Below are 26,042 nucleotides of genomic sequence, written 5' to 3' on the forward strand. Positions count from 1 at the left end.
TAACGATTATTTAATCGTTGACGCTTTTTTCTTTAATTTTAATAATGCAGATCCAATAATTGGCACTAATGACGCTGATAGCGCTGCTTCAATTAATCCATTAGTAGCTGCCACAAATATTAGATATGGTAATAGTTCTTTCACATCAATGTGGTATAACTCAAAGGCATGCCCTCTATAAAATAGATAAATCAAAGTTAATAATACGATTGTATTAACTAATGCACTGAAGAAACCAGTCGCAGCTAGTAATAATCTACTTCTCTTTTCAGGGTCATAAAAATGATTAAAAATTAATCCCGCAACCAATCCGACTAAAATTCTTGGCAAAATTGATACTAGTGGGTTTGTAAATACATAAATAGCAATTGGACTGGTTGGCCACCAAAACGCTCTTAAAAACGTAATTAATCCCCAAATTCCACCTACTAATGCACCAGACTTAGTTCCTAACAGAACAGCCGCTAATGCAATTGTAATTGGAATAATAGTCACGCTAAGTGGGCCAACTGGAATATTACCTAATCCTGGAATACTTGTTTGTACAATGATGATCGCGATAAAAATGGCTAGGATATTCATTCGATATACTTTATTTCTAATCGTCATCATCTCCTTTTTTCTTTATAAAATAAATAACAATTAACTATTAAACACTATTTTAAATCATAAGTCCAATTCATGAATAAAAAAAGAACTTCCACAAGGGAAGTTCTTTGAAACATAAAGATAAGTGTATCTTAACGTTTTGAGAATTGACCAGCTTTACGAGCTTTCTTAAGACCTGGTTTCTTACGTTCTTTCATACGAGCGTCACGAGTTAATAAACCGGCACTCTTTAATGAAGCACGGAAGTCAGGATCTACTTCTAGCAATGCACGAGCGATTCCGTGACGAGCTGCACCAGCTTGTCCTGAGAAACCACCACCGTTAACATTGATTAAAGCATCGTAGTTACCTGATGTTTCAGTAACATTGAATGGTTGCATTACCACTGCTCTTAAGTTAGGGAATGGAATGTAATCTTCAATATCTTTCTTGTTCATAACAACTTTACCAGTACCGGGTACTAAAATTACTCGGGCTACTGAGTCTTTACGACGGCCTGTGCCGCGATATTGTACTTGAGCCAATTAAGTTTCCTCCTTAAATTAGGTTACTAATGTCTAATACTTCAGGGTTTTGAGCTTCGTGAGCATGGTTAGCATCAGCGTATACGTGTAAGTGTAATAATTGCTTGTGAGCTAAAGTTCCACTTGGTAGCATACCTTTAACTGATGTTTCTACTAACTTGTCTGGAGTATCATTTAACATTTGACCAGCAGTTTTTTGTTTTAGACCACCTAAATAACCTGTGTGGTGGGAGTATAGCTTATCGCTAGCTTTACGACCTGTTAATGCAACTTTTGAAGCATTAATAACAATAACGTTATCGCCAGTATCTACATGAGGTGTAAATGTTGGCTTGTTTTTTCCTCGTAAAATAGAAGCAACGACAGTTGATAGACGACCTAAACTGATATCAGTTGCGTCAATGATGTACCACTTGCGTTCTACTTCACCTGGTTTTGCCATATATGTTGTACGCACTTTAATCTTCCTCCATGTTTCTGTGTTTGTTCGACACCAATATAAGTTTCCGGGGCTTATTGTGGGGCAAACAATACCATGCTCAATATTACAATCTTTTAATTATAAAGTCAACCTTAAATCATCTTTGATGATGAGGTAATTTAGTTGGATGTTGTGGGTCTTCACCTTCATAGTATACATGCTTTAGATAAAGTCCGCTAGCAGGTACTGTTCTTCTTGCTTGGGTTCTGTCTTTAATTTCATATAGTCTTAAAATATCATGGACATCCCTTGATCCGGAACCAATTTCAACCAGTACTCCGACCATGATTCTAACCATATTATATAAAAATCCATTACCGTAGAATTCAAATATTAATTCATTTTCTTTTTCATCGATTTCACATTTGGCTTCATAAATTGTTCTTACGTTTGTTCTAGCTGAAGAACCTGAGGCAACAAAACTAGTAAAATCATGTTCACCAATTAAATCTTGTAGAGCAATGTTGATTTTATCGATATCAACAGGGAATCGCCATTGAGCAGTATATCTGCGTTTAAATGGGTTTCTGAATTCACCCATGTCCATACGATACATGTATCTTTTACCTGATACATCGTAGCGCGCATGAAAATCCGGCGCTACCTTTTCAACCTTCTTAATTTGAACGTCTAATGGCAACATACTATTTAGTCCTTTAAGCATGTTAGCTTCTGGTAAATCATATGGAAAGTCAAAATGAGCCACTTGTCCTAATGCATGTACTCCTGCATCAGTTCTACCAGAGCCATAGACAGTAATTGCTGGATCCGGATTTTTGGCCATTTTATTAATGATTTTAGTTAATATTCCTTCAATGGTTCTTTTCTTAGGTTGGCGTTGAAATCCATAAAAATCAGTTCCATCATAGGCTAATGTTATTTTATAACGATATGCCATTTACTTAACTCCTATACATAAATGTAACGATTGTGATAATCACAATTAATGATATAAAGCTATAATCTTTCGTCTGCCACTTATAACTATGGTAGTGAGATCTTAGCTTACCAGTTTGATAGCCTCGTGCTTCCATGGCCACACTTAAATCATCAGCGTGTTTAAATGCACTAACGAAAAGTGGAATTAGTAGCGGAACAAAGGCCTTGGCTCTTTTTATTAGTCCCCCATCACCGAAGTCCACACCACGAGATCTTTGTGCATCCATGATTAATTTAGTTTCATCTGTTAATGTAGGTACGAATCTTAATGCGATTGAAATCATCAATGAAAATGTTTCCACTGGGAATTTAAATCTCTTAAGTGGTTTTAGCAACATACTAATGCCATGTGAAATTTCCAATGGAGATGTCGTTAATGTTAAAACTGTCGACATAGCGATAATCAACATAAAACGAATGAACAATAGAATCGCATTATAAATCCCAAATGAAGTGATTCTAATAATTCCTAGGGAATAGTAGACATGGCCACCAGCGCTAAAAAACACCTGAATTAGGACGGTAAATATAATCACCCATAATAGTGGCATAATTCCTTTTAAAAAGAATGATAATGAACATTTTGACAATATAATGAACACTACAACGGTTGCAGCTAATAATAAATATGTCGCAACGTTATTTGCGAAGAAAACAACGAAAATATAAATAAAACATAACAGAATTTTGGCTGCTGGGTTTAGTTTATGAATTATTGAATTGCCTGGAAGATATCTTCCAAATATAAAATTATTCATTTTTTTCTTCATTCCTTAATTTATTGATGATTTCGTTTATTAACTCGTCTTCATCTAAAGATAGCTTATCTAAGTTGAACCCTTTTGCTCCCAGTTGTTTAGTAATTTTAACAGTCTCCGGCACTCTTAAATCATATTGATCTAAGAATTCAACGTCAGTAAATAGTTCATCTGGATAACATTTTTTGACGATTTCACCTTCACTCATAACGATTACTCGTTCTGAATATTTAGCAACATCATCCATTTGATGACTGACCAAAATAATTGTCATGCTATGTTCACGATTTAATCTTTTGATTAAGTCTAAAATGTATTCTTGTCCTTGTAAGTCCAAACCTGCTGTTGGTTCATCAAGAACTAGAATTTCTGGTTCCATTGCTAATACTCCTGCGATAGCGACCCTTCTCTTTTGTCCACCAGATAAATCAAATGGGGATTTATCAAATAGTTTGGGATCCAATCTAACTGTATCAACTGCCTTTTGAACCTTTTGTTCTAATTCAGCACCTTCGATGCCAAAGTTACTTGGACCAAAAGCGATATCTTCTTTCACGGTTTCCGCAAATAGTTGTTGTTCAGGAAATTGGAATACCATCCCAACCTTTTGTCTTAATGGATTCAAATGCTTGTTATTAGTTTTATTGTCAATTTTAAAATCATCAATTCTAACACTACCATTAGTGGGTTTTAAAAGCGCATTAATATGCTTGATTAATGTTGATTTTCCACTTCCAGTTTTACCAATAATTGAAACAAAACTGCCTTTTTTAATCTTCAAAGAGACATCTTTTAACGCATGATATTCTAGTGGTGTATTCGGTTGGTAAATGTGACTTACATTTTTGAATGATATTGCGTTATCCATTCGATAATCTCCTCATCATTTAAATACTTGTCTGGAACGTTAAAACCACTGTCAGCAAGTTTTAGTCTTAGCTTTTCTGAGAATGGTAATCTTAATCCATATTCTTCGACACTCGCCAATTGAGTGAATAATTCGCTTGGTGTTGTATCCAAAATCTTTTGACCGTCTTTAATTAAGATAGTACGACTAGATTCTTGGATCTCATTAATGTCATGTGTAATTGATATGATAGTTAAATTATACTTGTTTCTAACATCATTAATCAAATTTGTGATTAATATTTTTGCTTTTGGGTCTAGCATACTAGTTGCTTCATCCAAAATAATAATCTTAGGTTGCATGGCTAGGACGCCTGCAATCGCTATTCGTTGCTTTTGTCCCCCAGAAAGTCTGGATGGATCATTCTTCGCATATTCCAGCATATCAACATCTTTAAGAGCTTGATATACCTTTTCATGCATTATGTCTTGGTCTAAATTATGATTTTCTAATCCAAACGCGATATCGTCTTCAACAGTCGATGCGACGAATTGATTACTTGGATTTTGAAAAACAATTCCAATTTTGTCACGAATGCCGTAAACATTAGAAGCGTTTAAAGTATCTCCATCAATGGTAATTTCACCACTATTTTTTTCAATTAATCCATCCAATAAGCTGATTAAGGTAGATTTACCACTACCATTTTTACCGATAATAGATACCCATTCTCCTTGCTTAATAGACATTGAAAAATCATTAACGGCAAATTTATCTGATTCATCGTATTTATATTTTAAATTAGATACTTCGATAATGTTTTGAGACATTCATGTCACCTCATTTAAATTTATGTATAAAAAAATCACTAATAGGCTATTAGTGCGAAGCAATGCTCCATTCAAGCTAGACTTGGGGCTTGCCCATCATCATAACGCTTTATACTAATAGCCCTAGTGATTTGTTGTTACTATTTAATTATGTTTACGATTAATTAGTCAACTAATTGTAAAATAACCATTGATGCACCATCACCACGACGAGGCATAGTCTTTAGAATACGAGTGTAACCACCGTTACGTTCTGCATACTTAGGAGCAATTTCATCAAATAGCTTTTGTAATGCAGTAGTAACAGTTACGTCATCACCATCTTCTTTAGCATCAGCAACTACGTTTTGTAAGAAAGCAGCAGCTTGACGACGAGCATGAAGATCTCCACGCTTACCAAGAGTAATCATCTTTTCAGCAGTTGAGCGTACTTCTTTAGCACGAGCTTCAGTGGTTTTAATTTCACCGTTTACTAATAAGTCAGTAGTTAGGTTACGTAGTAATGAACGACGGTGTGCACTAGTACGTTGTAATTTACGGTAACTCATAAATGGATGTCCTCCTTTATACTAATCTTCTTTACGTAATGACAATCCAAGGGCTTCTAACTTATGTTTTACTTCAACAAGAGACTTACGTCCTAAGTTTCTAACCTTCATCATGTCAGCTTCACTTTTGTTGGTTAATTCTTGAACAGTGTTGATACCAGCACGTTTCAAACAATTGTATGAACGAACAGATAAGTCCAATTCTTCAATTGTCATTTCTAGCATTTTTTCTTTATGTGTTTCTTCCTTTTCCACCATAACTTCAGTGTTCTTGGCTTCATCAGTAAGATCAATAAACATAGCTAGGTGATCATTTAGGATCTTAGCAGCTAAACTAATTGCTTCACTTGGAGTGATAGAACCATCAGTCCAAACATCAAGAGTTAGTTTATCAAAGTCAGATCTTTGACCAACACGTGCATTTTCAACTTGATAATTAACACGTTCGATTGGGGTATAAATGGAATCAACTGGTAAGACACCGATTGGCATTCCATCATTACGAGCCTTATTCTCATCCGCAGAAACGTATCCGCGACCCTTATTTGCAGTCATTCTCATATGGAATGTAGAACCTTCAGCAACTGTAGCAATGTGTAGATCTGGATTTAGAACTGTTACATCACCGTCAGCTTGAATGTCACCAGCAGTTACTTGAGCTGGACCTGTAACATTGATTTCCATTTCTTTGTCTTCGCCATCTTCGGCTTCCAACTTCAATGAAATCTTCTTAACATTTAAAATGATTTGTGTTACATCTTCTACAACACCAGGTACTGTAGAAAATTCATGTAATACATCATCGATTTGAATGCTAGTTACGGCTGCACCAGGTAAAGATGAAAGTAAAATTCTACGCAACGAGTTTCCAAGAGTTGTTCCGTATCCACGTTCTAGTGGTTCAACAACAACTTCTCCATAATTATCAGTTTCATCAATCTTATGAATATTAGGTTTTTCAAATTCAATCATTCTTATCTTCTACCCCTTTCAAAACGCTCTGAGTTAATAATTAATTATTTCTCCATACAGAGACGAGAATAAATTAAACTCTACGACGCTTTGGAGGACGAGATCCATTATGTGGAACTGGAGTAACATCACGAATAGCAGCAACTTCTAAACCAGTTGATTGAAGAGCACGGATAGCTGATTCACGACCTGAACCAGGACCTTTAACTGCGACTTCAACAGTCTTCATACCATGTTCCATAGCTGTCTTAGCAGCGGCTTCTGAAGCCATTTGAGCAGCAAATGGAGTTGATTTACGACTTCCACGGAATCCTAAAGCACCAGCAGATGACCAAGCAATAGCATTACCTTGCATATCGGTAATCATAACTAATGTGTTATTAAAAGTAGAGTGAATGTGAGCAACACCGGCTTCGATGTTCTTCTTTACTCTACGTTTACGAGAACCTTTCTTTTGAACCATGATTTACTAACCTCCTTTATTTATTATTTTTTCTTACCAGCGATAGTTACTTTTTTACCCTTACGAGTACGGGCGTTGTTCTTTGTGTGTTGACCTCTAACAGGTAAACCACGACGGTGACGCATTCCACGGTAAGAACCAATTTCTTGAAGCTTCTTGATATTCATTCTTACTTCACGACGTAAGTCACCTTCAATTTTGTAATTGTCAACAACTGCACGAATCTTATCTTCTTGGTCTGGAGTTAAATCACGAACACGAACATCTTCTGAAACGCCAGCCTTTTCAAGAATTTCAGCAGCTCTACTTTGACCAATTCCAAAGATGCTAGTTAGACCAATAACGATACGTTTATCACGTGGTAAATCAATTCCGGCGATACGAGCCATTCAAACACACCTCCTGTTTTATTAAAATTACTTACCTTGTCTTTGTTTATGTTTTGGATTTGAACAAATGACCATAACACGGCCTTTTCTTCTAATTATTTTACAATTTTCACACATTGGTTTTACTGATGGACGAACCTTCATTATATAACCCTCCTATACTTCAAGACAGTATCCTTACTTATAACGGTAAGTAATACGTCCCTTGCTTAAATCATATGGTGACATTTCAACAGTGACACGGTCACCAGGTAAGATACGAATGTAATGCATTCTGATCTTTCCGGATACGTGAGCTAAAATTTCGTGACCATTTTCTAGTTCAACACGAAACATAGCATTTGGTAAAGTTTCACTAACTTTACCTTCAATTTCAATAACATTATCTTTAGACAAAGAATTTCCTCCTCGAAAAATACGATTCTACACGGTTAGCCATATGCCAAGATATCAAGACAAAAGCCCGTTGTATAGCAATCGCAAATACACATGGGTTAGTTTATCACACAAATATACTTACGGCAACAATACCAGTCACCTCAACGGTTTCTAGAATTGTTTAAGTATTTTGTCAATGTCCTTAGTAACATCATTAATATCTTGACTACCATCTACAGTAAATAGTAAATCACGTTGTTTGTAAAAATCGATTAATGGTGTATTCATTTCGATATTTACATCTAAACGGTTCTTAACTGTTTCAGGCTTGTCATCACTACGTTGATAAAATTCATGGCCACCACAAATATCACAAGTATCTTCAACTTTAGGCATTTTGTAAAGCTTGTGGTAAGTAGCACCACAGTTCTTACAAATAAATCTACCTGATAGTCGATCAACAAGAACTTTAGGGTCAACGTCAATATTTATAACAGCATCCAATGGTCGATCAAGTTCTTCACAAATTTCTTGTAAAGCATTTGCTTGTTCGATAGTTCTAGGAAAACCGTCTAACATATAGCCTTTTTTAGTATCATCTTGTGCAAGACGATCTTTAACAATTCCACATGTTACATCATCAGGAACTAAATTCCCTTTATCAATATATTGTTTTGCCTTTAATCCCATTTCAGTTTGGTCTTTTATAGCAGCACGAAAGATATCTCCAGTAGAGATATGTGGAATTCCATAATTTTCAATAATGGATTCTGCTTGTGTACCTTTACCAGCTCCAGGAAGCCCCATTAAGATTAAGTTCATTGACATTTTTAATTACCTCCATACACACTTTTATAAATCATTTGGTCGAGTTGATTGAATAAATCCAACATATTCTTGTTTCATCATCAATCCACGAATTTGTCTAATTGTTTCGATGGCAACACCGACAACGATTAGTAAACTAGTACCACCTAAACCGATGGATTCGTCTAAACTCCAAACGTTTTGTGCAATTAAAGGAATTAATGCAACAACCCCTAGGAATAAAGCACCGACAACACTTAGTCTCATTAATACTTTAGAAACATAAGTTTGAGTACCATTCCCTGGCCAAACACCAGGAATGTAACTTCCTTGCTTTTGTAAGTTTTCTGAAAGCTTTTCAGGGTTAACTTGAACAAATGCATAGAAGAATGTAAAGACAACAATTAATACAGTATATAGGGTAGCACCAGATAGAGTTTGCATATTGAAGATGCTACTCATAACTTGGTACCAACCATCACCAGAATGTTTACTTGCAAAGAAAAGCAAAATAGCTTGTGGTGTTGAAATAAACGAACTGGCGAAGATAACAGGGATAACACCAGCAACGTTAACCTTCAATGGAAGGTAACTGTTTTCGCCAGCTCCTGTTTCTCTTCTTGTATATTGAATTGGAATCCTACGTTCAGCTTGTTGGAACCAGGTAACAAAAGTAACAATTATCAAGATTACTAAGAATAGCGCAACTAAGAATAAGATAGATGGCCATAATTGTGAAGAAGTATCTCCAACGATGTATTCCTTATATAATTGTTGAACTCCTGTAGGGATTCTTGCGATGATACCAGCGAAAATGATCATTGAAACACCTTGACCAATTCCTCGATCTGTAATCATGTCACCCATCCAAGTTGTTAACATTGAACCACCGGTTAAAATTAAACCGATACTCAAATAAGTAGCAGGACCAGGATTTTGAACAAGGTTCAAACTGCTTAAAGTGTTAAATCCGGCTGTAATTCCAATCGACTGCACGAAAGCAAGGAATACTGTAAGTACTCGAGTAACTTGGTTCAACTTACGTCTACCAACGTCACCTTGCTTACTCCATTCAACAAAACGTGGGACAATGTCCATTTGTAATAGTTGAACAATGATTTGCGCAGTAATATATGGTGAAACACCCATAGCAAATAGTGAATAATTAGTTAATCCACCACCACTAAAGGTGTTTAAAATGCTAACTAAGCCAGATGAAGCAACGCTTTGGAGTGCTTTAGCGTTTATACCAGGAACTGTAATATAAGCACCTAGTCTAAATACAATCAATACTCCTAAAGTAAACATGATTTTATTTCTAATATCTTTCACTTTAAAAGAGCTTTTCAAGGCTGATAGCATTAGATCACCTCGATCTTACCGCCAGCATTTTCGATTGCTGACTTAGCAGCATCAGAAAACTTGTTAGCTTTAACAGTTAGCTTCTTGTTAAGTTCACCGTTACCAAGAATCTTGATACCGTCTTTAGCGTTCTTAACAATACCAGCTTCCATTAGGCTTTCTGGTGTAACTTCAGCACCGTCGTCAAATAAATCTAGAGTAGATAAGTTAACGATAGCATATTCCTTACGGTTAATGTTAGTGAAACCACGTTTTGGAATTCTACGGTAGAAAGGCATTTGGCCCCCTTCGAATCCTACACGTGTCTTACTACGAGCCTTTTGACCCTTTTGTCCACGACCAGAAGTCTTACCTTTACTTCCTAATCCACGACCTAGACGTTGTCTTGATGAGCGTGAACCTTCGGCAGCTTTTAATTCATGTAATTTCATTTGAAGTGCACCTCCTTGTTATTTATTACTTAACTTGTTCAACTTTAACTAAGTGTGCAATATGGAACAGAGCTCCACGAGTTGCTTCGTTATCAGGTTTAACAACAGTACTGTTAATACGACCTAAACCTAGCGCCTTAACAATTTTACGTTGTTTGGGGAGACGGTGTTCTGCACTGTGAGTTAAAGTAATCTTTAATTGAGCCATCTTCTAACCCCTCCTTATTCTGCTAAATGTTGAGCAGATACGCCACGTAAAGTAGCAACTTTGTCTGCACTCTTCAATGCTTTTAGTCCTTCGAAAGTAGCACGAATTGCATTGATTGGAGTATCTGAACCTAAACGTTTACTTGTAACATCGTCAATACCAGCTAATTCCATAACTGAACGAACGGCACCACCAGCGGCAACACCAGAACCTTCTTCAGCAGGTTTTAACATGATCTTACCGCCACCGTAAGTACCGATAATTTCATGAGGAATAGTAGTACCAACCTTGGGAACAGTAATTAAGTTCTTACGACCATCTTCAACAGCTTTACGGATTGCATCTGGAACTTCTTGAGCTTTACCAGTACCAAATCCTACGTGACCGTTTCTATCACCAACAACAACTAATGCAGCAAAACGTAGACGACGTCCACCCTTTACAACCTTAGTAATACGGTTGATTGATACGACAGTATCTTCAAGTTCTAATTTATTTGGATCAATAAATTCAGCCATTGTGGTTATTCCTCCTTTTATTAAAATTCTAGTCCGTTTTCACGTGCAGCTTCAGCAAGAGCTTGAACACGTCCGTGGTATAAGTAACCACCACGATCGAAAACAACATTTTTAACATTTTTTTCAACGGCACGTTTTGCGACTACAGCACCAACAGATGCTGCTTGTTCAGTCTTGTTTGAACCGCTAACTTCTTTATCTAGAGTTGAGGCACTAGCAAGCGTAACACCCGCTACGTCATCAATAACTTGAGCGTAGATGTTTTTGTTAGAACGGTAAACGTTCAAACGTGGGCACACAGCAGTACCAGAGATTTTGTTACGGACACGTAAATGACGACGTTGACGTGTCTTATTTTTATCTGGTTTATTAATCAAAATAGTCACCTCTTAAATATTAATTAAAATAGTTAAGCAACGAGATTTAACTCATTACTTACCAGTCTTACCTTCTTTACGACGTACAACTTCGTTTTCGTAACGAATACCTTTACCTTTGTAAGGTTCTGGTGAACGTACGGCACGAACACGAGCTGCAAAGTCACCAACGTGTTCTTTGTTAATACCGCTAACAGTAATAGTTAAACTGTCAGGAGTTTCAACTTTAAGATCTTCGTTGATTTCCATTTCAACAGGGTTAGAGTAACCAACGTTTAATTCTAGGACAGAACCTTTAGCTTGAGCACGGTAACCAACACCGACTAGCTTAAGTGTCTTAGTAAAACCATTTGATACACCTTCAACCATGTTGTTTAAGTTAGCACGCATAGTACCGTGCATTGCACGGGTCTTGTTATCGTATCTAACTGCTGGTTCGAATGATACGACGTTTCCGTCAACATTCATCTTGATGATTGGTGAGAATTCACGAGTTAGTGAACCCTTAGCACCTTTAACAGTTACGTTGTTACCTTCAGTTGATAATTCAACACCTTCAGGTAAAACAATCTTTCTGTAACCAATACGACTCATTTCATTACACCTCCAGTTCAAGCAAAAAGTATTACCAAATGTATGCTAATACTTCTCCACCAATTTTTTTAGCACGAGCTTCTTTATCAGTGATAACACCTTCAGAAGTTGAGATAATTGCAATACCTAAACCATTTAATACCTTAGGAATTGAATCAGATTTTACGTATGAACGTAGACCTGGTTTTGAGATACGTTTCAAACCAGAGATAACACGTTCGTTGTCTTTACCATATTTTAGGAATACGCGGATAACGCCTTGTTTGTCGTCTTCAACGTATTCAACGTCGCGTACGAAACCTTCACGTTTTAAGATTTCAGCGATGTTCTTTTTGATTTTTGAAGCTGGAACTTCAACAGAATCGTGACGTACCATGTTGGCGTTACGAATTCTAGTTAAAAAGTCAGCGATTGGATCTGTCATGGACATTAACGTAGACCTCCTATCTAAATGTAGTTAATTTTACCAACTTGCCTTCTTCATACCAGGGATTTGGCCTTTGTGAGCAAGATCTCTGATACATAGACGGCATAAATGAAATTTCTTGTAAACTGAATGAGGTCTACCACAGCGTTCACAACGAGTGTAATTTCTTGTTGAGAATTTGGCAGGACGTTCACTTTTTACAACTAATGCTTTTCTAGCCATAGTATTTATACCCTCCTATTATTTTGCAAATGGCATACCGAATTGAGTTAACAATTCTTTGGATTCTTCGTCAGTGTTAGCAGTTGTAACAATAACAATGTCTAATCCACGTACACGATTAACGTTATCGTAGTTAATTTCTGGGAAAATTAATTGTTCACGAATACCTAGAGTGTAGTTACCACGTCCATCAAATGAACGCTTGTTAACACCGTGGAAATCACGAACACGTGGTAATGAAACGTTAACTAACTTGTCTAAGAAGTCGTACATACGTTCACCACGTAAAGTAACTTTCGCACCAATTGACATACCTTCACGTAAACGGAAACCAGCGATTGATTTCTTAGCTTTGGTAACAAGTGGTTTTTGACCAGAGATTTGAGTTAATTCAGCGACAGCTTCGTCTAAGTTCTTAGCGTTAGTAACAGCGTCACCAACACCCATGTTAAGAACGATTTTTTCGATCTTTGGAGCTTGCATGATTGATGAGTAGTTAAACTTATCAACTAATGCTTTTGAAATTTCAGTTTTGTATTTATCTTGTAAACGGTTTGACATGGAAAGGTATCCTCCTTTCAATTAAATTTTAATCGATTGATTTGTTTGATTTTTTAGAAATACGAACTTTCTTACCATTTTCAAATTTGAATCCAACCTTAGTTGGTTCGTTTGTTGATGGGTCAATTAACATAACGTTTGAAACATGAATTGGAGCTTCAACTTCATTAATGCCACCTTGTGGGTTAGCTTGAGAAGCTTTTTGATGTTTCTTTACGATGTTAATACCTTCAACGATTACGCGATCTTTTGAGGCAATAGTCTTGGTAACAGTTCCTTCTTTACCTTTGTCTTTACCACTAATAACGCGAACTTTGTCACCAGTTTTAATAAACATTTATTGGCACCTCCTTGGTTGACATTTGTTAATTAAAGTACTTCAGGGGCTAGAGAAACGATCTTCATGAATTCGTTGTCACGTAGTTCACGTGCAACTGGTCCAAAGATACGAGTTCCCTTAGGACTTTTATCATCTTGAACAAGTACGGCAGCATTTTCATCGAAACGGATGTATGAACCATCTGCACGACGTGATACTGACTTAGTTCTTACGATAACAGCTTTAACAACGTCACCCTTTTTGACAACGCCACCTGGTGTTGCTTGTTTTACAGTAGCAACAATAATATCACCGATACCTGCATATCTTCTGCTTGATCCGCCTAAAACTTTAATAGTTAAAAGTTCACGAGCACCTGAGTTATCAGCAACTTTCAAACGACTTTCTTGTTGAATCATAGCTAATACCCTCCTTCCGGTATTTACTCAGAATACGATAAAAATTAATCACTTATATTAGATAATAACGGCTTTTTCAACGATATTAACTAAACGGAAATTCTTAGTAGCTGATAGCTTACGTGTTTCCATAATTTCTACAATGTCACCAATTTTTGCTTCATTGTTTTCATCATGAGCTTTGTACTTCTTTGAGTACTTAACACGTTTTCCGTAAGTAGAATGTGTTTTGTAAGTTTCAACAACAACAGTGATGGTTTTGTCCATCTTGTCAGAAACAACACGGCCTCTGTAGACCTTACGCATATTACGTTCCATATTACGTTGACCTCCTATCGTATTCTATTTGTTTAGTTCTTGTTGACGCAATGCAGTTTTGATACGTGCAATGTTCTTACGAACTTGTTTCAATCTTGCAGTGTTTTCCAATTGACCAGTAGCTAATTGAAAACGAAGGTTGAATAATTCTTCTTTGTAGCTTTGTTCTTTTTCATGCATTTGAGCAGTGGTTAGTTCATTAATTTCTTTAGCCTTCATTTGATTCGCCACCTACTTCCTCACGTTTAATAATCTTTGTTCGAACAGGAAGTTTAGCTGAAGCTAAACGTAAAGCTTCTAGAGCAACTTCTTCTGAAACTCCACCAACTTCGAATAGGACTTTTCCACGTTTAACTGGAGCAACCCATCCTGCTGGAGTACCTTTACCATTACCCATACGAACCCCTACACCTTTTTCAGTGTAAGATTTGTGAGGGAAAATTTTAATCCAAACTTTCCCACCACGCTTCATGTGTCTTGTCATAGCAATACGACAAGCTTCGATTTGACGGTTAGTGATCCAATGTGAATCAGTTGATTGTAAACCAAATTCACCGAATGAAACAGTGTTTCCACCTTTTGAAGTACCGCGTAATTTACCACGGTGTTCACGACGGAACTTAACACGTTTTGGTACTAGCATGTTTATTTCCCTCCTTTATCATTTTCTTGAGCATCGTTAACTGCTTGAGGTAAAACTTCACCACGGTAGATCCAAGTTTTTACACCAATTGATCCGTAAGTAGTGTGAGCTTCTTCCCATGCGTAGTCGATGTCTGCTCTCAATGTGTGCAATGGAACAGTTCCTTCAGCGTATGCTTCCACACGTGACATATCTGCACCATTTAGACGACCAGCAACTTGAGTTTTGATACCCTTAGCACCGGCACGACGAGCACGTTGCATTGATTGACGCATTGCACGACGGAATGCTACACGGCCTTCCAATTGACGAGCAATGTTTTCACCAACAAGTTTAGCATCTAAATCAGGTTTCTTGATTTCGATGATGTTGATGTGAACTCTCTTACCTGTTAAATTGTTTAATTCGTTACGAAGATTTTCGACTTCTGATCCGCCCTTACCAATAACCATACCTGGTTTAGCAGTATGAATTGAAACGTTAACACGCTTTGCAGCACGTTCAATAACAACTCTTGATACGGAAGCGTCAGCGAGTCTCTTACTAATGTATTCACGGATTTTAAGGTCTTCATTAATATTGTTAGCAAAGTCAGCTTTTTCAGCGTACCATTTTGCGTCCCAATCGCGAATAATTCCGACACGTAATCCAGTAGGATTTACTTTTTGACCCACGGCTAATCCCTCCTATTTTTCTGAAACTACAACTGTGATATGACTAGTACGTTTGTTGATTGGAGAAGCAGAACCCTTTGCACGAGGACGGAAACGTTTTAGTGTTGGTCCTTCATTAACAAAAACTTCGCTTACTACCAAGTCTTCACGATCTAAATCAAAATTATTTTCTGCATTTGCTACAGCTGACATTAAAACTTTTGAAACAACTGGTGAAGCTCCTCTTGGAGTGAACTTCAAGATTGCAGCTGCTTCTGAAACGCTTTTACCTCTAATAAGATCAACTACAAGGCGGACCTTACGTGCGGCGATGCGAACAGTTCTAGCAGTAGCTTTTGCTGATGTAACTTGTTCAGCCATTTGTTATCCTCCTTGCTTAAACAGTTTTCTTATCGTCATTTCCATGTCCATGGAAAGTACGAGTTGGTACAAATTCACCTAGTTTGTGACCTACCATATCTTCTTGAATATATACTGGAACGTTTTTTCTTCCATCATAAACAGCGATAGTGTAGCCAATGAAACTAGGGAAGATTGTTGAACGACGTGACCATGTCTTGATTACGTCTTTTTTATCTTGGTCTTTTTGAGCATCGATTTTCTTTAAAAGATGCGCATCGGCAAAAGGTCCCTTTTTTAAACTACGAGACATTATGAAACCTCCTCTTCAAAATCAGTATAGGGAAGTATATACCCGAAGGTATAACTTAGTTTATTACATCTTTGATCCCTTACGACGGCGAACAATGAACTTGTTAGAACGAGCACTCTTACTACGAGTCTTCTTACCAACAGTCTTCTTGTGCCATGGTGATAATGGTGATGGGTAACCAACAGGAGCTTTACCTTCACCACCACCATGAGGGTGATCGTTAGGGTTCATTACAGAACCACGAACGTGTGGACGTTGGCCCTTGTAACGGTTACGACCAGCTTTACCAACATTAACTAATGAGTGTTCTTCGTTACCGATACTACCGATAGTGGCACGGTTAACTGAAAGAATCATACGAACTTCTCCAGATGCTAGACGAACTAGTACGTATTTTCCTTCCTTACCCAATAGTTGAGCTGAAGTACCAGCAGAACGAACTAATTGTCCACCCTTACCTGGTTTTAATTCGATATTGTGAATAACGGTACCTACAGGGATATCCTTCAATGCTAAAGCATTACCAGGTTTGATGTCAGCGTTTGGTCCTGATTGAACCTTATCACCAACTTTTAGACCCTTAGGTGCTAGAATGTATGACTTGATACCGTCAGTGTAAACAACTAACGCAATGTTAGCAGTACGGTTTGGATCGTATTCGATTGACTTAACGATACCGTCTACATCATCATGGTTACGTTTGAAATCAATAATACGATATTGATTCTTGTTACCACCACCACGGTGACGAACAGTCATGCGACCAGAGTTGTTACGACCAGCTGAGTGTGACTTAGAAGCCAACAATGACTTTTCAGGCTTTGTCTTAGTCAAACCGCTGTAGTCAAGACTAGTCATGTTACGGCGACCATTGCTGGTTGGTTTGTATTTTTTAATAGCCACGGTGTTTTCCTCCTAAATTGATATTTTATTTATTGCTAAATAAGTTAATTTCTTTTGAATCGTTTGATAAAGTAACGATAGCCTTACGACGCTTCTTAGTGTAACCTGAGAAACGACCTTGGCGCTTTAGCTTACCTTTTAGATTCATAATATTTACATTTGCAACTGTAACATCAAAGATGTCTTCGATTGCGTTTTTCACTTGTGTTTTAGTTGCTCGTAAGTCAACATCAAAAGTGTATTTCTTTTCATCCATCATTGCAGTTGATTGTTCTGTAATTACAGGACGTAGGATAATATCACGTGATTCCATTATGCGAGCACCTCCTCTACTTGAGAAAGAGCAGCCTTTGTGATGACAATCTTGTCACTGTTTACTACGCTCAAAGTGTTTAAACCTTTAGCTGAAACGATTTCAACATTCTTAAGGTTACGAGCTGATAAAGCAGCATTCTTGTTGTCTTCTTCCAAGACTACTAATGTCTTAGTTGAAGCATTTAGCTTGTTTAGTGCTTCTGAGAAGTCTTTAGTCTTAGGAGCATCGAAACTTAATGAATCAACAACTACGAAGCTGTCGTTAGCAACCTTTTCTGATAAAACAGACTTGATAGCTAAACGGCTAACTTTCTTTGGTAAGTGGTAGCTGTATGAACGAGGAGTAGGTCCGAAGACGATTCCACCTCCACGCCATTGTGGTGAACGGATTGAACCTTGACGAGCACGTCCAGTACCCTTTTGACGCCATGGCTTCTTACCACCACCTCTAACAGCGCTTCTGTTCTTTACAGCGTGTGTACCTTGACGCATTGATGCTCTTTGCATCAAAACAACGTCAAATACAACACTGTCGTTTTGTTCGATAGCAAAAATTTCATCGTTTAATTCAACGTTACCGTTCTTGCTACCATCTTGTTTGTATAATGCTACGCTTGTCATTTATGGTTCCTCCTTTCTTATTTTTGTGATCCGCGAGCTGCAGATTTAACAGTAAGGAATGACTTGTTGGCACCAGGAACGTTACCTTTAATTAAAAGTACGTTGTTGTCAACGTCAGCCTTAACAATTTCAAGATTTTGAATTGTAACTTGTTTGTTACCCATTCTACCTGGTAATTTCATACCCTTAGTAACACGGTTGATAATTACACCAAGTGAACCAGGACGACGGTGGTATCTAGAACCGTGAGTTTCAGGACCTCTAGCTTGACCATCCTTATGAATGTTACCTTGGTAACCATGACCCTTTGTGATACCTGTTACATCTACGATGTCACCGGCTTCAAAAATGTCTGCCTTGATTTCGTCTGCTACATTGTAATCGCTAAGCTCAACATCTCTGATTTCTTTAATGAAGCGCTTAGGATTTGTATTTGCTTTTGCTACATGACCCTTTTCTGGTTTGTTACTTAAAACATCACGTTTATCTTCGTAACCAAGTTGAATAGCATTGTATCCATCAGTTTCAGTTGATTTAGTTTGTAGAACAACGTTAGGAGTTACATCTACAACAGTAACTGGAACTAATTCACCGTTATCAGTGAAAACTTGAGTCATTCCGATTTTTCTACCTAAGATTCCTTTTTTGGTCATGAGTACACCTCCGATATATTGTAATTTTGATTAATTATAGTTTAATTTCGATATCAACACCACTTGGTAAATCAAGTTTCATTAATGAATCAACTGTTTTTGGTGTTGGGTTTAAGATGTCGATTAAACGCTTGTGAGTCAACATTTCAAATTGTTCACGTGACTTCTTAAACTTATGTGGTGAAGCTAGAACAGTATAAACAGTTCTATCAGTTGGCAATGGAATTGGACCAGAAACACTAGCACCAGTTCTTTGCGCAGTAGCCACAATCTTTTCAGCTGATTGATCTAAAGTACGGTGTTCATATGCCTTTAAACGGATACGAATCTTTTGTTTTGCCATTATTTTCCCTCCTCGTCTGTATTTAAAATACGACTAACTCCGTGGAAATTACCGGCACGCCCCATCATGGCAAAGCGGCCGGGTGTGTCGCAACCTCCCACATCAACGCTACTCTCGTATCTGCTTGAGAGCATACTAATCCCTCGAACAGGTACTTGTCTATAATACTAGAATTTCCAAGTCTTTTCAAGGGTTTTAGCTCTTTTTTTGAAATTTTTTTCAAAATATTTTTTCGAAAACTTTTTTAATTTTTTTATATTTTTCCAAAAAATATTTAAAATTTCTTTTTTTGATTGCAAAAAAAAGAAACGTAATAAAAATTACGTTTCTTTTTGAGGAAACTATTAAGCGTTTCCACCATTCTTTTCAATGATTTCAGTTTGTACTGCAGCAGGAACTGGTGAGTAGTGATCGAATGTCATTGAGAAAGTACCTCTACCTTGAGATGCTGAACGCAATGTAGTTGCGTAACCAAACATTTCTGATAGTGGAACCATAGCATGGATAAGTTGAGCTTTGTTTCTAACTTCCATACCATCAACGTTACCACGACGAGCAGTAACTTGTCCCATAACGTCACCCATGTATTCTTCTGGAACCACGATATCAACTTTCATGATTGGTTCTAGAATAACAGGACCAGCTGACTTAGCAGCTTCTTTCAATGCGATTGATGCAGCAACCTTAAATGCGGCTTCTGATGAATCGACATCATGGTAACTACCATCGTATAACTTAGCCTTAACGTCAATCAATGGGTAACCAGCAAGAACACCGTTTTCCATTGATTCTTTAAGACCTTGTTCTACTGAAGGAATGTATTCACGAGGAACAACCCCACCAACGATAGCATTTTCGAATTCGAAACCTTTACCAGTTTCGTTAGGAGTAAATTCAATCCATACGTCCCCGTATTGACCTTTACCACCAGATTGACGAACGAATTTACCTTGAGCCTTAGTTGGCTTAGTGAATGCTTCTCTGTAAGCAACTTGAGGTTGACCAATTGTAGCTTCAACCTTAAATTCACGTTTCATACGGTCAACAATGATGTTCAAGTGAAGTTCACCCATTCCGGCGATAATAGTTTCACCAGTTTCACTATCAGTTTCAGCCTTGAAAGTAGGATCTTCTTCAGATAGTTTTTGTAGGGCAATGTTCATCTTGTCTTGGTCAGCCTTAGTCTTAGGTTCAACAGAAACAGAGATAACTGGATCTGGGAAGACCATTGATTCTAGGTGTAGTGGGTGCTTTTGATCAGTTAGAGAATCACCAGTAGTAGTGTTCTTCAAACCGATAGCGGCAGCGATATCACCTGAGAATACTTCATCAATTTCAGTTCTATCATTTGAGTGCATTTGTAGTAAACGACCAACACGTTCACGTTTGTCCTTAGTTGCGTTAAGAACGTATGAACCTGATTCTAGAGTACCTTGGTATACACGGATAAAAGTTAGACGACCAACGAATGGGTCAGTTGCAACCTTAAATGCTAGGGCAGCAAATGGCTTTTCGTCATCAGCTTTAAGTTCGATGTTTTCACCACTGTCAGGGTCAGTAGCCTTGTATGGGCGAACATCTAGAGGTGATGGTAGGTAATCTAAAACGCCGTCCATTAACATTTGGATACCTTTGTTCTTGAATGCAGAACCAGCAAGAACTGGGTAGAATTCAAGGTTCAAAGTACCTCTACGGATACCAGCTTTGATTTCATCCTTGGTAACTTCTTCACCTTCAAGGAATTTTTCCATAACGCTGTCATCAATATCAGCAATTGCTTCAATTAAGTCAGCACGAGCTTGTTCAGCTTTTTCTTTATATTCTTCTGGAATTTCAACGATGTCATATTCTGAACCGTTTTCATCTAGATCGTAGATGTATGCTTTCATTTCAATTAGGTCAATAACACCTTCAAAGGTATCTTCTTTACCAATTGGTAATTGAATAGCATGTGCGTTAGCATCTAGACGTTCGTGTAATGATTCAACAGATGCTTCAAAGTCAGCACCTAGCTTATCCATCTTGTTAGCAAATACGATACGTGGAACTTCGTATTCTGAAGCTTGACGCCAAACAGTTTCTGTTTGAGGTTCTACCCCAGCGGCAGCATCCAAAATAGTAATTGAACCATCTAGAACACGAAGTGAACGTTCAACTTCGGCAGTGAAGTCCACGTGTCCTGGTGTATCGATAATGTTGATACGAGTATCTTTCCAACGAGCTGTAGTAGCGGCTGAAGTAATAGTGATACCACGTTCTTGTTCTTGAACCATCCAGTCCATTTGTGAAGCACCATCATGAGTTTCACCAATCTTGTGGATTCTACCAGTGTAGTACAAGATACGTTCTGTAGCAGTTGTTTTACCAGCATCGATATGCGCAGTGATACCGATGTTACGAGTTTTTTCTAATGGGAATTCACGTTTGTTAGCCATTATAAAAAATTTCTCCTCTCAAAATAAATCACTTTTGTAAAAAAGTGGCTAATACCAGTTCATTAGCCACTAATCAAATGTACGTTAGTCGTACGGTTATTTTACCAACGGAAGTGAGCAAATGCACGGTTAGCTTCTGCCATCTTATGAGTGTCTTCACGTTTCTTAACTGAAGCACCTGTATTGTTAGCAGCATCCATGATTTCACGACCTAGGCGTTCAACCATTGTGTGTTCACCACGTAGACGTGCGTAGTTTACGATCCAACGTAAACCAAGAGTAACACGACGGTCTGGACGTACTTCGATAGGAACTTGGTAGTTTGATCCACCCACACGACGAGCCTTAACTTCTAGTACAGGCATAACGTTGTTCATAGCTTCTTCGAATACGTCAACTGGTTCGTTACCAGTTTCTTTCTTAATAAGATCGAATGCACCATATAAAATTTCTGATGCAGTTCCTCTCTTACCATCTAACATCAAACGGTTAATTAAGCTTGTAACTAACTTTGAGTTGTAGATTGGATCAGGAAGAACTTCACGTTTTTGAATGTTTCCTTTTCTTGGCATTTAAAAATCCTCCTCGTTTTTTATAGCGGAATTAATGTTTTAGTCCTTAGGTTTCTTAGTACCGTATTTTGAACGACTTTGACGACGATCAGCAACACCGGCAGTATCTAGAGCACCACGGATGATGTGGTAACGTACCCCAGGTAAATCCTTAACACGACCACCACGAATTAAAACAACACTATGTTCTTGAAGGTTGTGACCAATACCAGGAATGTATGCAGTAACTTCAATCAAGTTTGATAGTCTAACACGGGCATACTTACGTAGAGCTGAGTTAGGCTTCTTTGGAGTCATAGTACCCACACGGGTAGCTACTCCACGTTTTTGAGGAGCAGGGTTGTTAGTTTGCTTCTTCTTGTAACTGTTATACCCATGGTTTAAAGCTGGGGCTTTTGATTTAGAACTTCTAGAATGACGACCTTTACGTACTAATTGGTTAATAGTAGGCATCTAAAAATTCCTCCTTCCAATAAAATTTATTTTTAAGTCCACACATCCAGGTGGTTCTTTTTTATGTAAAAGTTCACCGGATGAATAAGCACTTAATAATATTATCACGCTGGCAAAATAGTGTCAACGTTTTTCCGAATTCTTTCGTATTTATTGTCGAGGTGCTTTTCATGTTAATTATTTCTTTTTTAGGTGCTTGCGTTGGTTCTTTCATTTCCGCCCTCTTCCATCGATATAAACATCAACAAAAACTTACTGGAAGATCACATTGCGACCATTGTAATCATTCATTAACCTGGTTTGATTTGATCCCAATTATTAGTTTTATTTTACTGTTTGGAAAATGTCGCTATTGTCGTTATCCAATTTCTTATTTCTCTACACTTATAGAAATAAATTTATTCATTTTGTTTCCATTGATTTATTCATTGACTCATTCAATATCATTATTGATGGTTGTCTCGATTTTATTATATCTATCAATTCAAGATATGGAATCCCTAACGGTTTCAATTAATCCATTAATAGTTTTATTATGTTTTACTGTTATACACAGTAATTTCCTATCTATATCAATCGCCCTTCCTTTTTATTTATTGCTTACGATATTAAATGAACGGATATCTATGTTCGGACAAGCTGATATAGATATTTTATGCTTACTATATTTATTATTTTCTACGGCAATCCTATACATTATTATTATCGCTTGTATATATGCATTAATCTATTTCTTGATAAACCGATTTCAGGTTCATTATATTCCATTTGTTCCATATATATACTTAGCCGTTTTAACTTTTATATGTATACAAAAATAGCAACCACAAAGTTGTGGTTGCTATTTTTTAAATATTATTGATTTACATCGTCTTCGTTTTCGTGCATGCGTTGTTCAATATCGCTTAGCGTGAATACATCGTTTGAACCTACTTTTGGTGTTTCTGGTTCTTCGGCTTTAGCGTTAATTTCGCCGTAAGTCTTCATACCAGTACCAGCAGGGATTAGCTTACCAATAATAACGTTTTCTTTAAGACCAACTAATGGATCGTTCTTACCACGGATAGCAGCATCAGTTAATACACGAGTAGTTTCTTGGAATGATGCAGCTGATAAGAAACTGTTAGTTTCTAGGGCAGCTTTAGTAATTCCTAAGATAACTGGACGTGCAGTTGCTGGAATCTTACCAGTAATAACTGCTTCAGCATTAGCTTCCTTAAAGTCATTAATATCCATTAAAGTACCTGGAAGAACATCAGTATCACCTGAATCCATAATTCTAACCTTACGTAGCATTTGACGAACCATGATTTCAGCATGCTTATCACTAACTTCTACCCCTTGCATACGGTAAGTCTTTTGAACTTCACTTAGCAAGTATACTTCAGTTGATAGTGAGTCACGAACCTTGATAAGTTCCTTAGGATCAATTGAACCTTCGTTAATAGCTTGTCCTCTGTGGATGAAGTCACCTTCAACAACATTCATACGAGCATTAATTGGAACTTTGTAAGTTCTAGTATCAGCGTCACCTTTAATAGTAACTTCTTTAACTCTTTCAGCAGGATTTTCTTCGATCAAGCTTACAGTACCAGTAACTTCGGTAATTTCAGCTTTACCTTTAGGATTTCTTGCTTCAAAGATTTCTTGAACACGAGGAAGACCTTGAGTGATATCGGCGTTACCGGCAACCCCACCAGTATGGAAGTTTCTCATAGTTAATTGAGTACCAGGTTCACCAATTGATTGAGCAGCAACAGTACCAACTGCTTCACCAACTTCAACAGGTGATCCAGTTGCTAAGTTACGACCGTAACATCTTTCACAAACCCCGTGAACTGTGTTACAAGTGAATGCTGAACGAATTTCAACTTCTTCGATACCAGCAGCTTCAATTGCTTTAGCTTCTGGTTCGTTGATCATTTGATTATGCTTAACAATTACTTCACCAGTTTCTGGATGTTTAACTGTCTTCATAGCATATCTACCAATGATACGATCGTATAATGGTTCAATCATTTCGTTACCTTGAGTCAAGGCAGCAACGATAACACCACGATCAGTACCACAGTCTTGTTCTCTGATAATAACGTCTTGAGCAACATCAACCAAACGACGGGTTAAGTAACCTGAGTTGGCAGTCTTCAAGGCAGTATCAGTCATACCTTTACGGGCACCGTGGGTAGAAATGAACATTTCCAAAACAGATAGACCTTCACGGAAGTTCGCAGTGATAGGAAGTTCCATAATTTCACCGTTAGGAGCGGCCATCAATCCACGCATACCAGCTAGTTGAGTAAAGTTAGAGATGTTACCACGAGCTCCAGAATCACTCATCATAAAGATAGGGTTTTGAGGGTCGAAGTTCTTCAACAAGTCGTTTTGAATTTCATCCTTAGCATCACTCCAGATACCAATAACTCTTTCATAACGTTCTTGATCAGTAATCAAACCACGACGGAATTGTTTAGTAACGTTTTCAACTTTCTTGTGTGATTCAGCAATAATTTGAGGTTTTGATTTCAAATCAGTGATATCAGTAACCCCAACAGTTAAACCAGACTTAGTTGATTCGTTGTAACCTAAATCCTTCATTCTATCTAGTAGTTGTGAAGTTTCAGTTACTTTGTATTGTTTGTAAACTTCAGCGATGATATCTGATAAGAAACCTTTCTTAAATGCACCGTTTAATGGAGCATTCTTTAGGTGTTCATGGATATCTTCACCTGGTTCTAGGAAGAAACTATCTGATAAGTGACCATGTAGGTTAGTATCAGTTGGTTCATTCAAGTATTGGAATGAATCAGGAAGAATACCGTTAAAGATAATCTTACCAATAGTTGTTACTAGAATCTTGTTCTTTTGTTCTTCAGTGAATGGCTTTTCACTCATTGATGAAGCAGCGATACCAACACGAGTGTGCCAGTGGGTTAAACCACTTTGGTATGAAAGCTTAGCTTCTTCAGGAGTGTTAAAAATCATACCTTCACCTTCACGACCTTCTTCTTCCATAGTTAGGTAGTAGTTACCGATAACCATATCTTGAGAAGGAGCAACGATAGGATTACCGTCACGAGGTGCAAGGATATGAGTTGCAGCAAGCATCAATAGTCTTGATTCAGCTTGTGCTTCATCTGATAAAGGAACGTGGATGGCCATTTGGTCACCATCAAAATCGGCGTTGTAAGCTTCACAGGCTAATGGGTGAAGACGCATTGATTTACCTGAAACCAATACAGGTTCAAATGCTTGAATACCTAATCTATGCAATGTAGGCGCACGGTTAAGTAATACTGGATGTTCCTTAATAACATCATCTAAAACATCGAATACTTCTTCATCTTTACGTTCGATTTGACGTTTAGCAGACTTAATGTTTGATGCACTACCACGTTTTACAAGTTCTTTCATAATGAAAGGCTTGAATAATTCCATGGCCATTGGAACAGGAAGTCCCATTTGGTTGAACTTCAAGAA

General features: G+C 37.5%; 41 protein-coding genes. 1 reads left to right on the forward strand and 40 read right to left on the reverse strand.

The genetic code is table 11. From position 1 onward, the window contains the following. Positions 1–6: 6 nt before the first annotated feature. From RZ74_RS04890 to rpsL, 39 genes are all read right to left on the reverse strand, one after another. Entirely contained in the window at positions 7–609 is a 603-nt protein-coding gene (locus RZ74_RS04890; RefSeq protein ID WP_053950308.1) for an ECF transporter S component, read from the reverse strand. Between the two features lie 131 nt (positions 610–740). After that, positions 741–1,133 carry a 30S ribosomal protein S9 gene (rpsI, locus tag RZ74_RS04895; protein WP_034531546.1) on the reverse strand — a complete coding sequence of 131 codons (393 nt, stop codon included), beginning with the start codon at positions 1,131–1,133 and terminating at the stop codon, positions 741–743. A 13-nt stretch (positions 1,134–1,146) separates the two neighbouring features. Further along, positions 1,147–1,590 (reverse strand): 50S ribosomal protein L13, encoded by a 444-nt coding sequence (rplM, locus tag RZ74_RS04900; RefSeq protein WP_053950309.1) that lies wholly within the window; start codon positions 1,588–1,590, stop codon positions 1,147–1,149. 121 nt (positions 1,591–1,711) lie between these two features. Beyond that, complete coding sequence (gene truA / locus RZ74_RS04905) at positions 1,712–2,512, reverse strand: tRNA pseudouridine(38-40) synthase TruA (RefSeq protein WP_053950310.1); 801 nt, start codon at positions 2,510–2,512, stop codon at positions 1,712–1,714. 4 nt (positions 2,513–2,516) lie between these two features. Beyond that, on the reverse strand, positions 2,517–3,311 hold the full coding sequence (locus RZ74_RS04910) for an energy-coupling factor transporter transmembrane component T family protein (RefSeq protein WP_053950311.1): 795 nt from the start codon (positions 3,309–3,311) through the stop codon (positions 2,517–2,519). Further along, positions 3,304–4,179, reverse strand: coding sequence for an energy-coupling factor transporter ATPase (locus RZ74_RS04915; protein WP_053950312.1), 876 nt, complete (start codon positions 4,177–4,179; stop codon positions 3,304–3,306). Before RZ74_RS04915 ends, RZ74_RS04910 begins: the two co-directional genes overlap by 8 nt. Then, entirely contained in the window at positions 4,149–4,988 is an 840-nt protein-coding gene (locus tag RZ74_RS04920; RefSeq protein ID WP_053950313.1) for an energy-coupling factor transporter ATPase, read from the reverse strand. Before RZ74_RS04920 ends, RZ74_RS04915 begins: the two co-directional genes overlap by 31 nt. A 164-nt stretch (positions 4,989–5,152) precedes the next feature. Further along, complete coding sequence (rplQ, locus tag RZ74_RS04925; RefSeq protein WP_034531537.1) at positions 5,153–5,536, reverse strand: 50S ribosomal protein L17; 384 nt, start codon at positions 5,534–5,536, stop codon at positions 5,153–5,155. 21 nt (positions 5,537–5,557) lie between these two features. Continuing rightward, complete coding sequence (locus RZ74_RS04930; protein WP_053950314.1) at positions 5,558–6,508, reverse strand: DNA-directed RNA polymerase subunit alpha; 951 nt, start codon at positions 6,506–6,508, stop codon at positions 5,558–5,560. A gap of 73 nt (positions 6,509–6,581) precedes the next feature. Next, entirely contained in the window at positions 6,582–6,971 is a 390-nt protein-coding gene (gene rpsK, locus RZ74_RS04935) for a 30S ribosomal protein S11 (RefSeq protein WP_053950315.1), read from the reverse strand. Between the two features lie 23 nt (positions 6,972–6,994). Next, positions 6,995–7,360, reverse strand: a complete 366-nt coding sequence (gene rpsM / locus RZ74_RS04940; RefSeq protein WP_053950316.1) for a 30S ribosomal protein S13 — start codon at positions 7,358–7,360, stop codon at positions 6,995–6,997. Between the two features lie 27 nt (positions 7,361–7,387). Continuing rightward, positions 7,388–7,504: a 50S ribosomal protein L36 gene (gene rpmJ, locus RZ74_RS04945; protein WP_053950317.1), complete on the reverse strand. Its 117-nt coding sequence runs from the start codon at positions 7,502–7,504 to the stop codon at positions 7,388–7,390. A 33-nt stretch (positions 7,505–7,537) separates the two neighbouring features. After that, on the reverse strand, positions 7,538–7,756 hold the full coding sequence (gene infA, locus RZ74_RS04950) for a translation initiation factor IF-1 (protein ID WP_034531529.1): 219 nt from the start codon (positions 7,754–7,756) through the stop codon (positions 7,538–7,540). Between the two features lie 153 nt (positions 7,757–7,909). After that, positions 7,910–8,560 carry an adenylate kinase gene (locus RZ74_RS04955; RefSeq protein ID WP_148562094.1) on the reverse strand — a complete coding sequence of 217 codons (651 nt, stop codon included), beginning with the start codon at positions 8,558–8,560 and terminating at the stop codon, positions 7,910–7,912. A 30-nt stretch (positions 8,561–8,590) separates the two neighbouring features. Beyond that, positions 8,591–9,907 (reverse strand): preprotein translocase subunit SecY, encoded by a 1,317-nt coding sequence (gene secY, locus RZ74_RS04960; RefSeq protein ID WP_053950319.1) that lies wholly within the window; start codon positions 9,905–9,907, stop codon positions 8,591–8,593. Beyond that, on the reverse strand, positions 9,907–10,338 hold the full coding sequence (gene rplO / locus RZ74_RS04965; protein WP_053950320.1) for a 50S ribosomal protein L15: 432 nt from the start codon (positions 10,336–10,338) through the stop codon (positions 9,907–9,909). The genes secY and rplO overlap by 1 nt, the downstream gene beginning before the upstream one ends. 25 nt (positions 10,339–10,363) lie before the next feature. Then, positions 10,364–10,546 carry a 50S ribosomal protein L30 gene (rpmD, locus tag RZ74_RS04970; protein ID WP_034531522.1) on the reverse strand — a complete coding sequence of 61 codons (183 nt, stop codon included), beginning with the start codon at positions 10,544–10,546 and terminating at the stop codon, positions 10,364–10,366. 14 nt (positions 10,547–10,560) lie between these two features. Further along, positions 10,561–11,064, reverse strand: coding sequence for a 30S ribosomal protein S5 (rpsE, locus tag RZ74_RS04975; RefSeq protein ID WP_053950321.1), 504 nt, complete (start codon positions 11,062–11,064; stop codon positions 10,561–10,563). 20 nt (positions 11,065–11,084) lie between these two features. Further along, the gene (gene rplR, locus RZ74_RS04980; protein WP_083437178.1) at positions 11,085–11,441 is read right to left on the reverse strand and encodes a 50S ribosomal protein L18; all 357 of its coding nucleotides are present in this window, start codon (positions 11,439–11,441) and stop codon (positions 11,085–11,087) included. A 54-nt stretch (positions 11,442–11,495) separates the two neighbouring features. Then, positions 11,496–12,035, reverse strand: coding sequence for a 50S ribosomal protein L6 (gene rplF, locus RZ74_RS04985; RefSeq protein WP_053950323.1), 540 nt, complete (start codon positions 12,033–12,035; stop codon positions 11,496–11,498). A 31-nt stretch (positions 12,036–12,066) separates the two neighbouring features. After that, entirely contained in the window at positions 12,067–12,465 is a 399-nt protein-coding gene (gene rpsH, locus RZ74_RS04990; RefSeq protein WP_053950324.1) for a 30S ribosomal protein S8, read from the reverse strand. A 33-nt stretch (positions 12,466–12,498) separates the two neighbouring features. After that, positions 12,499–12,684 carry a type Z 30S ribosomal protein S14 gene (locus RZ74_RS04995; protein WP_034531514.1) on the reverse strand — a complete coding sequence of 62 codons (186 nt, stop codon included), beginning with the start codon at positions 12,682–12,684 and terminating at the stop codon, positions 12,499–12,501. An 18-nt stretch (positions 12,685–12,702) separates the two neighbouring features. Then, complete coding sequence (rplE, locus tag RZ74_RS05000; RefSeq protein WP_053950325.1) at positions 12,703–13,245, reverse strand: 50S ribosomal protein L5; 543 nt, start codon at positions 13,243–13,245, stop codon at positions 12,703–12,705. 28 nt (positions 13,246–13,273) lie between these two features. Further along, on the reverse strand, positions 13,274–13,582 hold the full coding sequence (rplX, locus tag RZ74_RS05005) for a 50S ribosomal protein L24 (protein ID WP_053950326.1): 309 nt from the start codon (positions 13,580–13,582) through the stop codon (positions 13,274–13,276). A gap of 32 nt (positions 13,583–13,614) precedes the next feature. Continuing rightward, the gene (rplN, locus tag RZ74_RS05010; protein ID WP_034531509.1) at positions 13,615–13,983 is read right to left on the reverse strand and encodes a 50S ribosomal protein L14; all 369 of its coding nucleotides are present in this window, start codon (positions 13,981–13,983) and stop codon (positions 13,615–13,617) included. 57 nt (positions 13,984–14,040) lie between these two features. Next, positions 14,041–14,301 carry a 30S ribosomal protein S17 gene (gene rpsQ, locus RZ74_RS05015; RefSeq protein WP_053950327.1) on the reverse strand — a complete coding sequence of 87 codons (261 nt, stop codon included), beginning with the start codon at positions 14,299–14,301 and terminating at the stop codon, positions 14,041–14,043. A 24-nt stretch (positions 14,302–14,325) separates the two neighbouring features. After that, a complete protein-coding gene (rpmC, locus tag RZ74_RS05020; RefSeq protein ID WP_034531506.1) occupies positions 14,326–14,520 on the reverse strand; it encodes a 50S ribosomal protein L29 in 195 nt (64 codons plus the stop codon). Beyond that, the gene (gene rplP, locus RZ74_RS05025; protein WP_053950328.1) at positions 14,510–14,944 is read right to left on the reverse strand and encodes a 50S ribosomal protein L16; all 435 of its coding nucleotides are present in this window, start codon (positions 14,942–14,944) and stop codon (positions 14,510–14,512) included. The genes rpmC and rplP overlap by 11 nt, the downstream gene beginning before the upstream one ends. A 2-nt stretch (positions 14,945–14,946) precedes the next feature. After that, positions 14,947–15,618 (reverse strand): 30S ribosomal protein S3, encoded by a 672-nt coding sequence (gene rpsC / locus RZ74_RS05030; protein ID WP_053950329.1) that lies wholly within the window; start codon positions 15,616–15,618, stop codon positions 14,947–14,949. A gap of 12 nt (positions 15,619–15,630) precedes the next feature. Then, entirely contained in the window at positions 15,631–15,978 is a 348-nt protein-coding gene (rplV, locus tag RZ74_RS05035) for a 50S ribosomal protein L22 (protein ID WP_034531503.1), read from the reverse strand. A gap of 16 nt (positions 15,979–15,994) precedes the next feature. Further along, complete coding sequence (rpsS, locus tag RZ74_RS05040; RefSeq protein ID WP_053950330.1) at positions 15,995–16,270, reverse strand: 30S ribosomal protein S19; 276 nt, start codon at positions 16,268–16,270, stop codon at positions 15,995–15,997. A gap of 63 nt (positions 16,271–16,333) precedes the next feature. Beyond that, entirely contained in the window at positions 16,334–17,173 is an 840-nt protein-coding gene (rplB, locus tag RZ74_RS05045) for a 50S ribosomal protein L2 (RefSeq protein ID WP_053950331.1), read from the reverse strand. A 25-nt stretch (positions 17,174–17,198) separates the two neighbouring features. Beyond that, positions 17,199–17,486 (reverse strand): 50S ribosomal protein L23, encoded by a 288-nt coding sequence (gene rplW / locus RZ74_RS05050; protein WP_053950332.1) that lies wholly within the window; start codon positions 17,484–17,486, stop codon positions 17,199–17,201. Next, positions 17,486–18,109, reverse strand: a complete 624-nt coding sequence (gene rplD, locus RZ74_RS05055; protein ID WP_053950333.1) for a 50S ribosomal protein L4 — start codon at positions 18,107–18,109, stop codon at positions 17,486–17,488. Before rplD ends, rplW begins: the two co-directional genes overlap by 1 nt. 17 nt (positions 18,110–18,126) lie before the next feature. Further along, positions 18,127–18,762, reverse strand: a complete 636-nt coding sequence (gene rplC / locus RZ74_RS05060; protein WP_053950334.1) for a 50S ribosomal protein L3 — start codon at positions 18,760–18,762, stop codon at positions 18,127–18,129. A gap of 34 nt (positions 18,763–18,796) precedes the next feature. Continuing rightward, positions 18,797–19,105, reverse strand: coding sequence for a 30S ribosomal protein S10 (gene rpsJ / locus RZ74_RS05065; protein ID WP_034531495.1), 309 nt, complete (start codon positions 19,103–19,105; stop codon positions 18,797–18,799). A 344-nt stretch (positions 19,106–19,449) separates the two neighbouring features. Continuing rightward, the gene (gene fusA, locus RZ74_RS05070; RefSeq protein WP_053950335.1) at positions 19,450–21,540 is read right to left on the reverse strand and encodes an elongation factor G; all 2,091 of its coding nucleotides are present in this window, start codon (positions 21,538–21,540) and stop codon (positions 19,450–19,452) included. A 101-nt stretch (positions 21,541–21,641) separates the two neighbouring features. Continuing rightward, a complete protein-coding gene (gene rpsG, locus RZ74_RS05075) occupies positions 21,642–22,112 on the reverse strand; it encodes a 30S ribosomal protein S7 (RefSeq protein WP_053950336.1) in 471 nt (156 codons plus the stop codon). Between the two features lie 39 nt (positions 22,113–22,151). Then, complete coding sequence (rpsL, locus tag RZ74_RS05080) at positions 22,152–22,565, reverse strand: 30S ribosomal protein S12 (protein ID WP_053950337.1); 414 nt, start codon at positions 22,563–22,565, stop codon at positions 22,152–22,154. 170 nt (positions 22,566–22,735) lie between these two features. Here rpsL and RZ74_RS07060 point away from each other — a divergent pair, with 170 nt between their 5' ends. After that, on the forward strand, positions 22,736–23,386 hold the full coding sequence (locus tag RZ74_RS07060) for a prepilin peptidase (RefSeq protein ID WP_187291402.1): 651 nt from the start codon (positions 22,736–22,738) through the stop codon (positions 23,384–23,386). 34 nt (positions 23,387–23,420) lie between these two features. Here RZ74_RS07060 and rpoC read toward each other — a convergent pair. Beyond that, positions 23,421–26,042 (reverse strand): DNA-directed RNA polymerase subunit beta' (gene rpoC, locus RZ74_RS05085; protein ID WP_083437180.1); only part of this gene is annotated, 2,622 nt, incomplete at its 5' end.

This window comes from Apilactobacillus apinorum (assembly GCF_001281175.1).
Classification (GTDB): domain Bacteria; phylum Bacillota; class Bacilli; order Lactobacillales; family Lactobacillaceae; genus Apilactobacillus; species Apilactobacillus apinorum.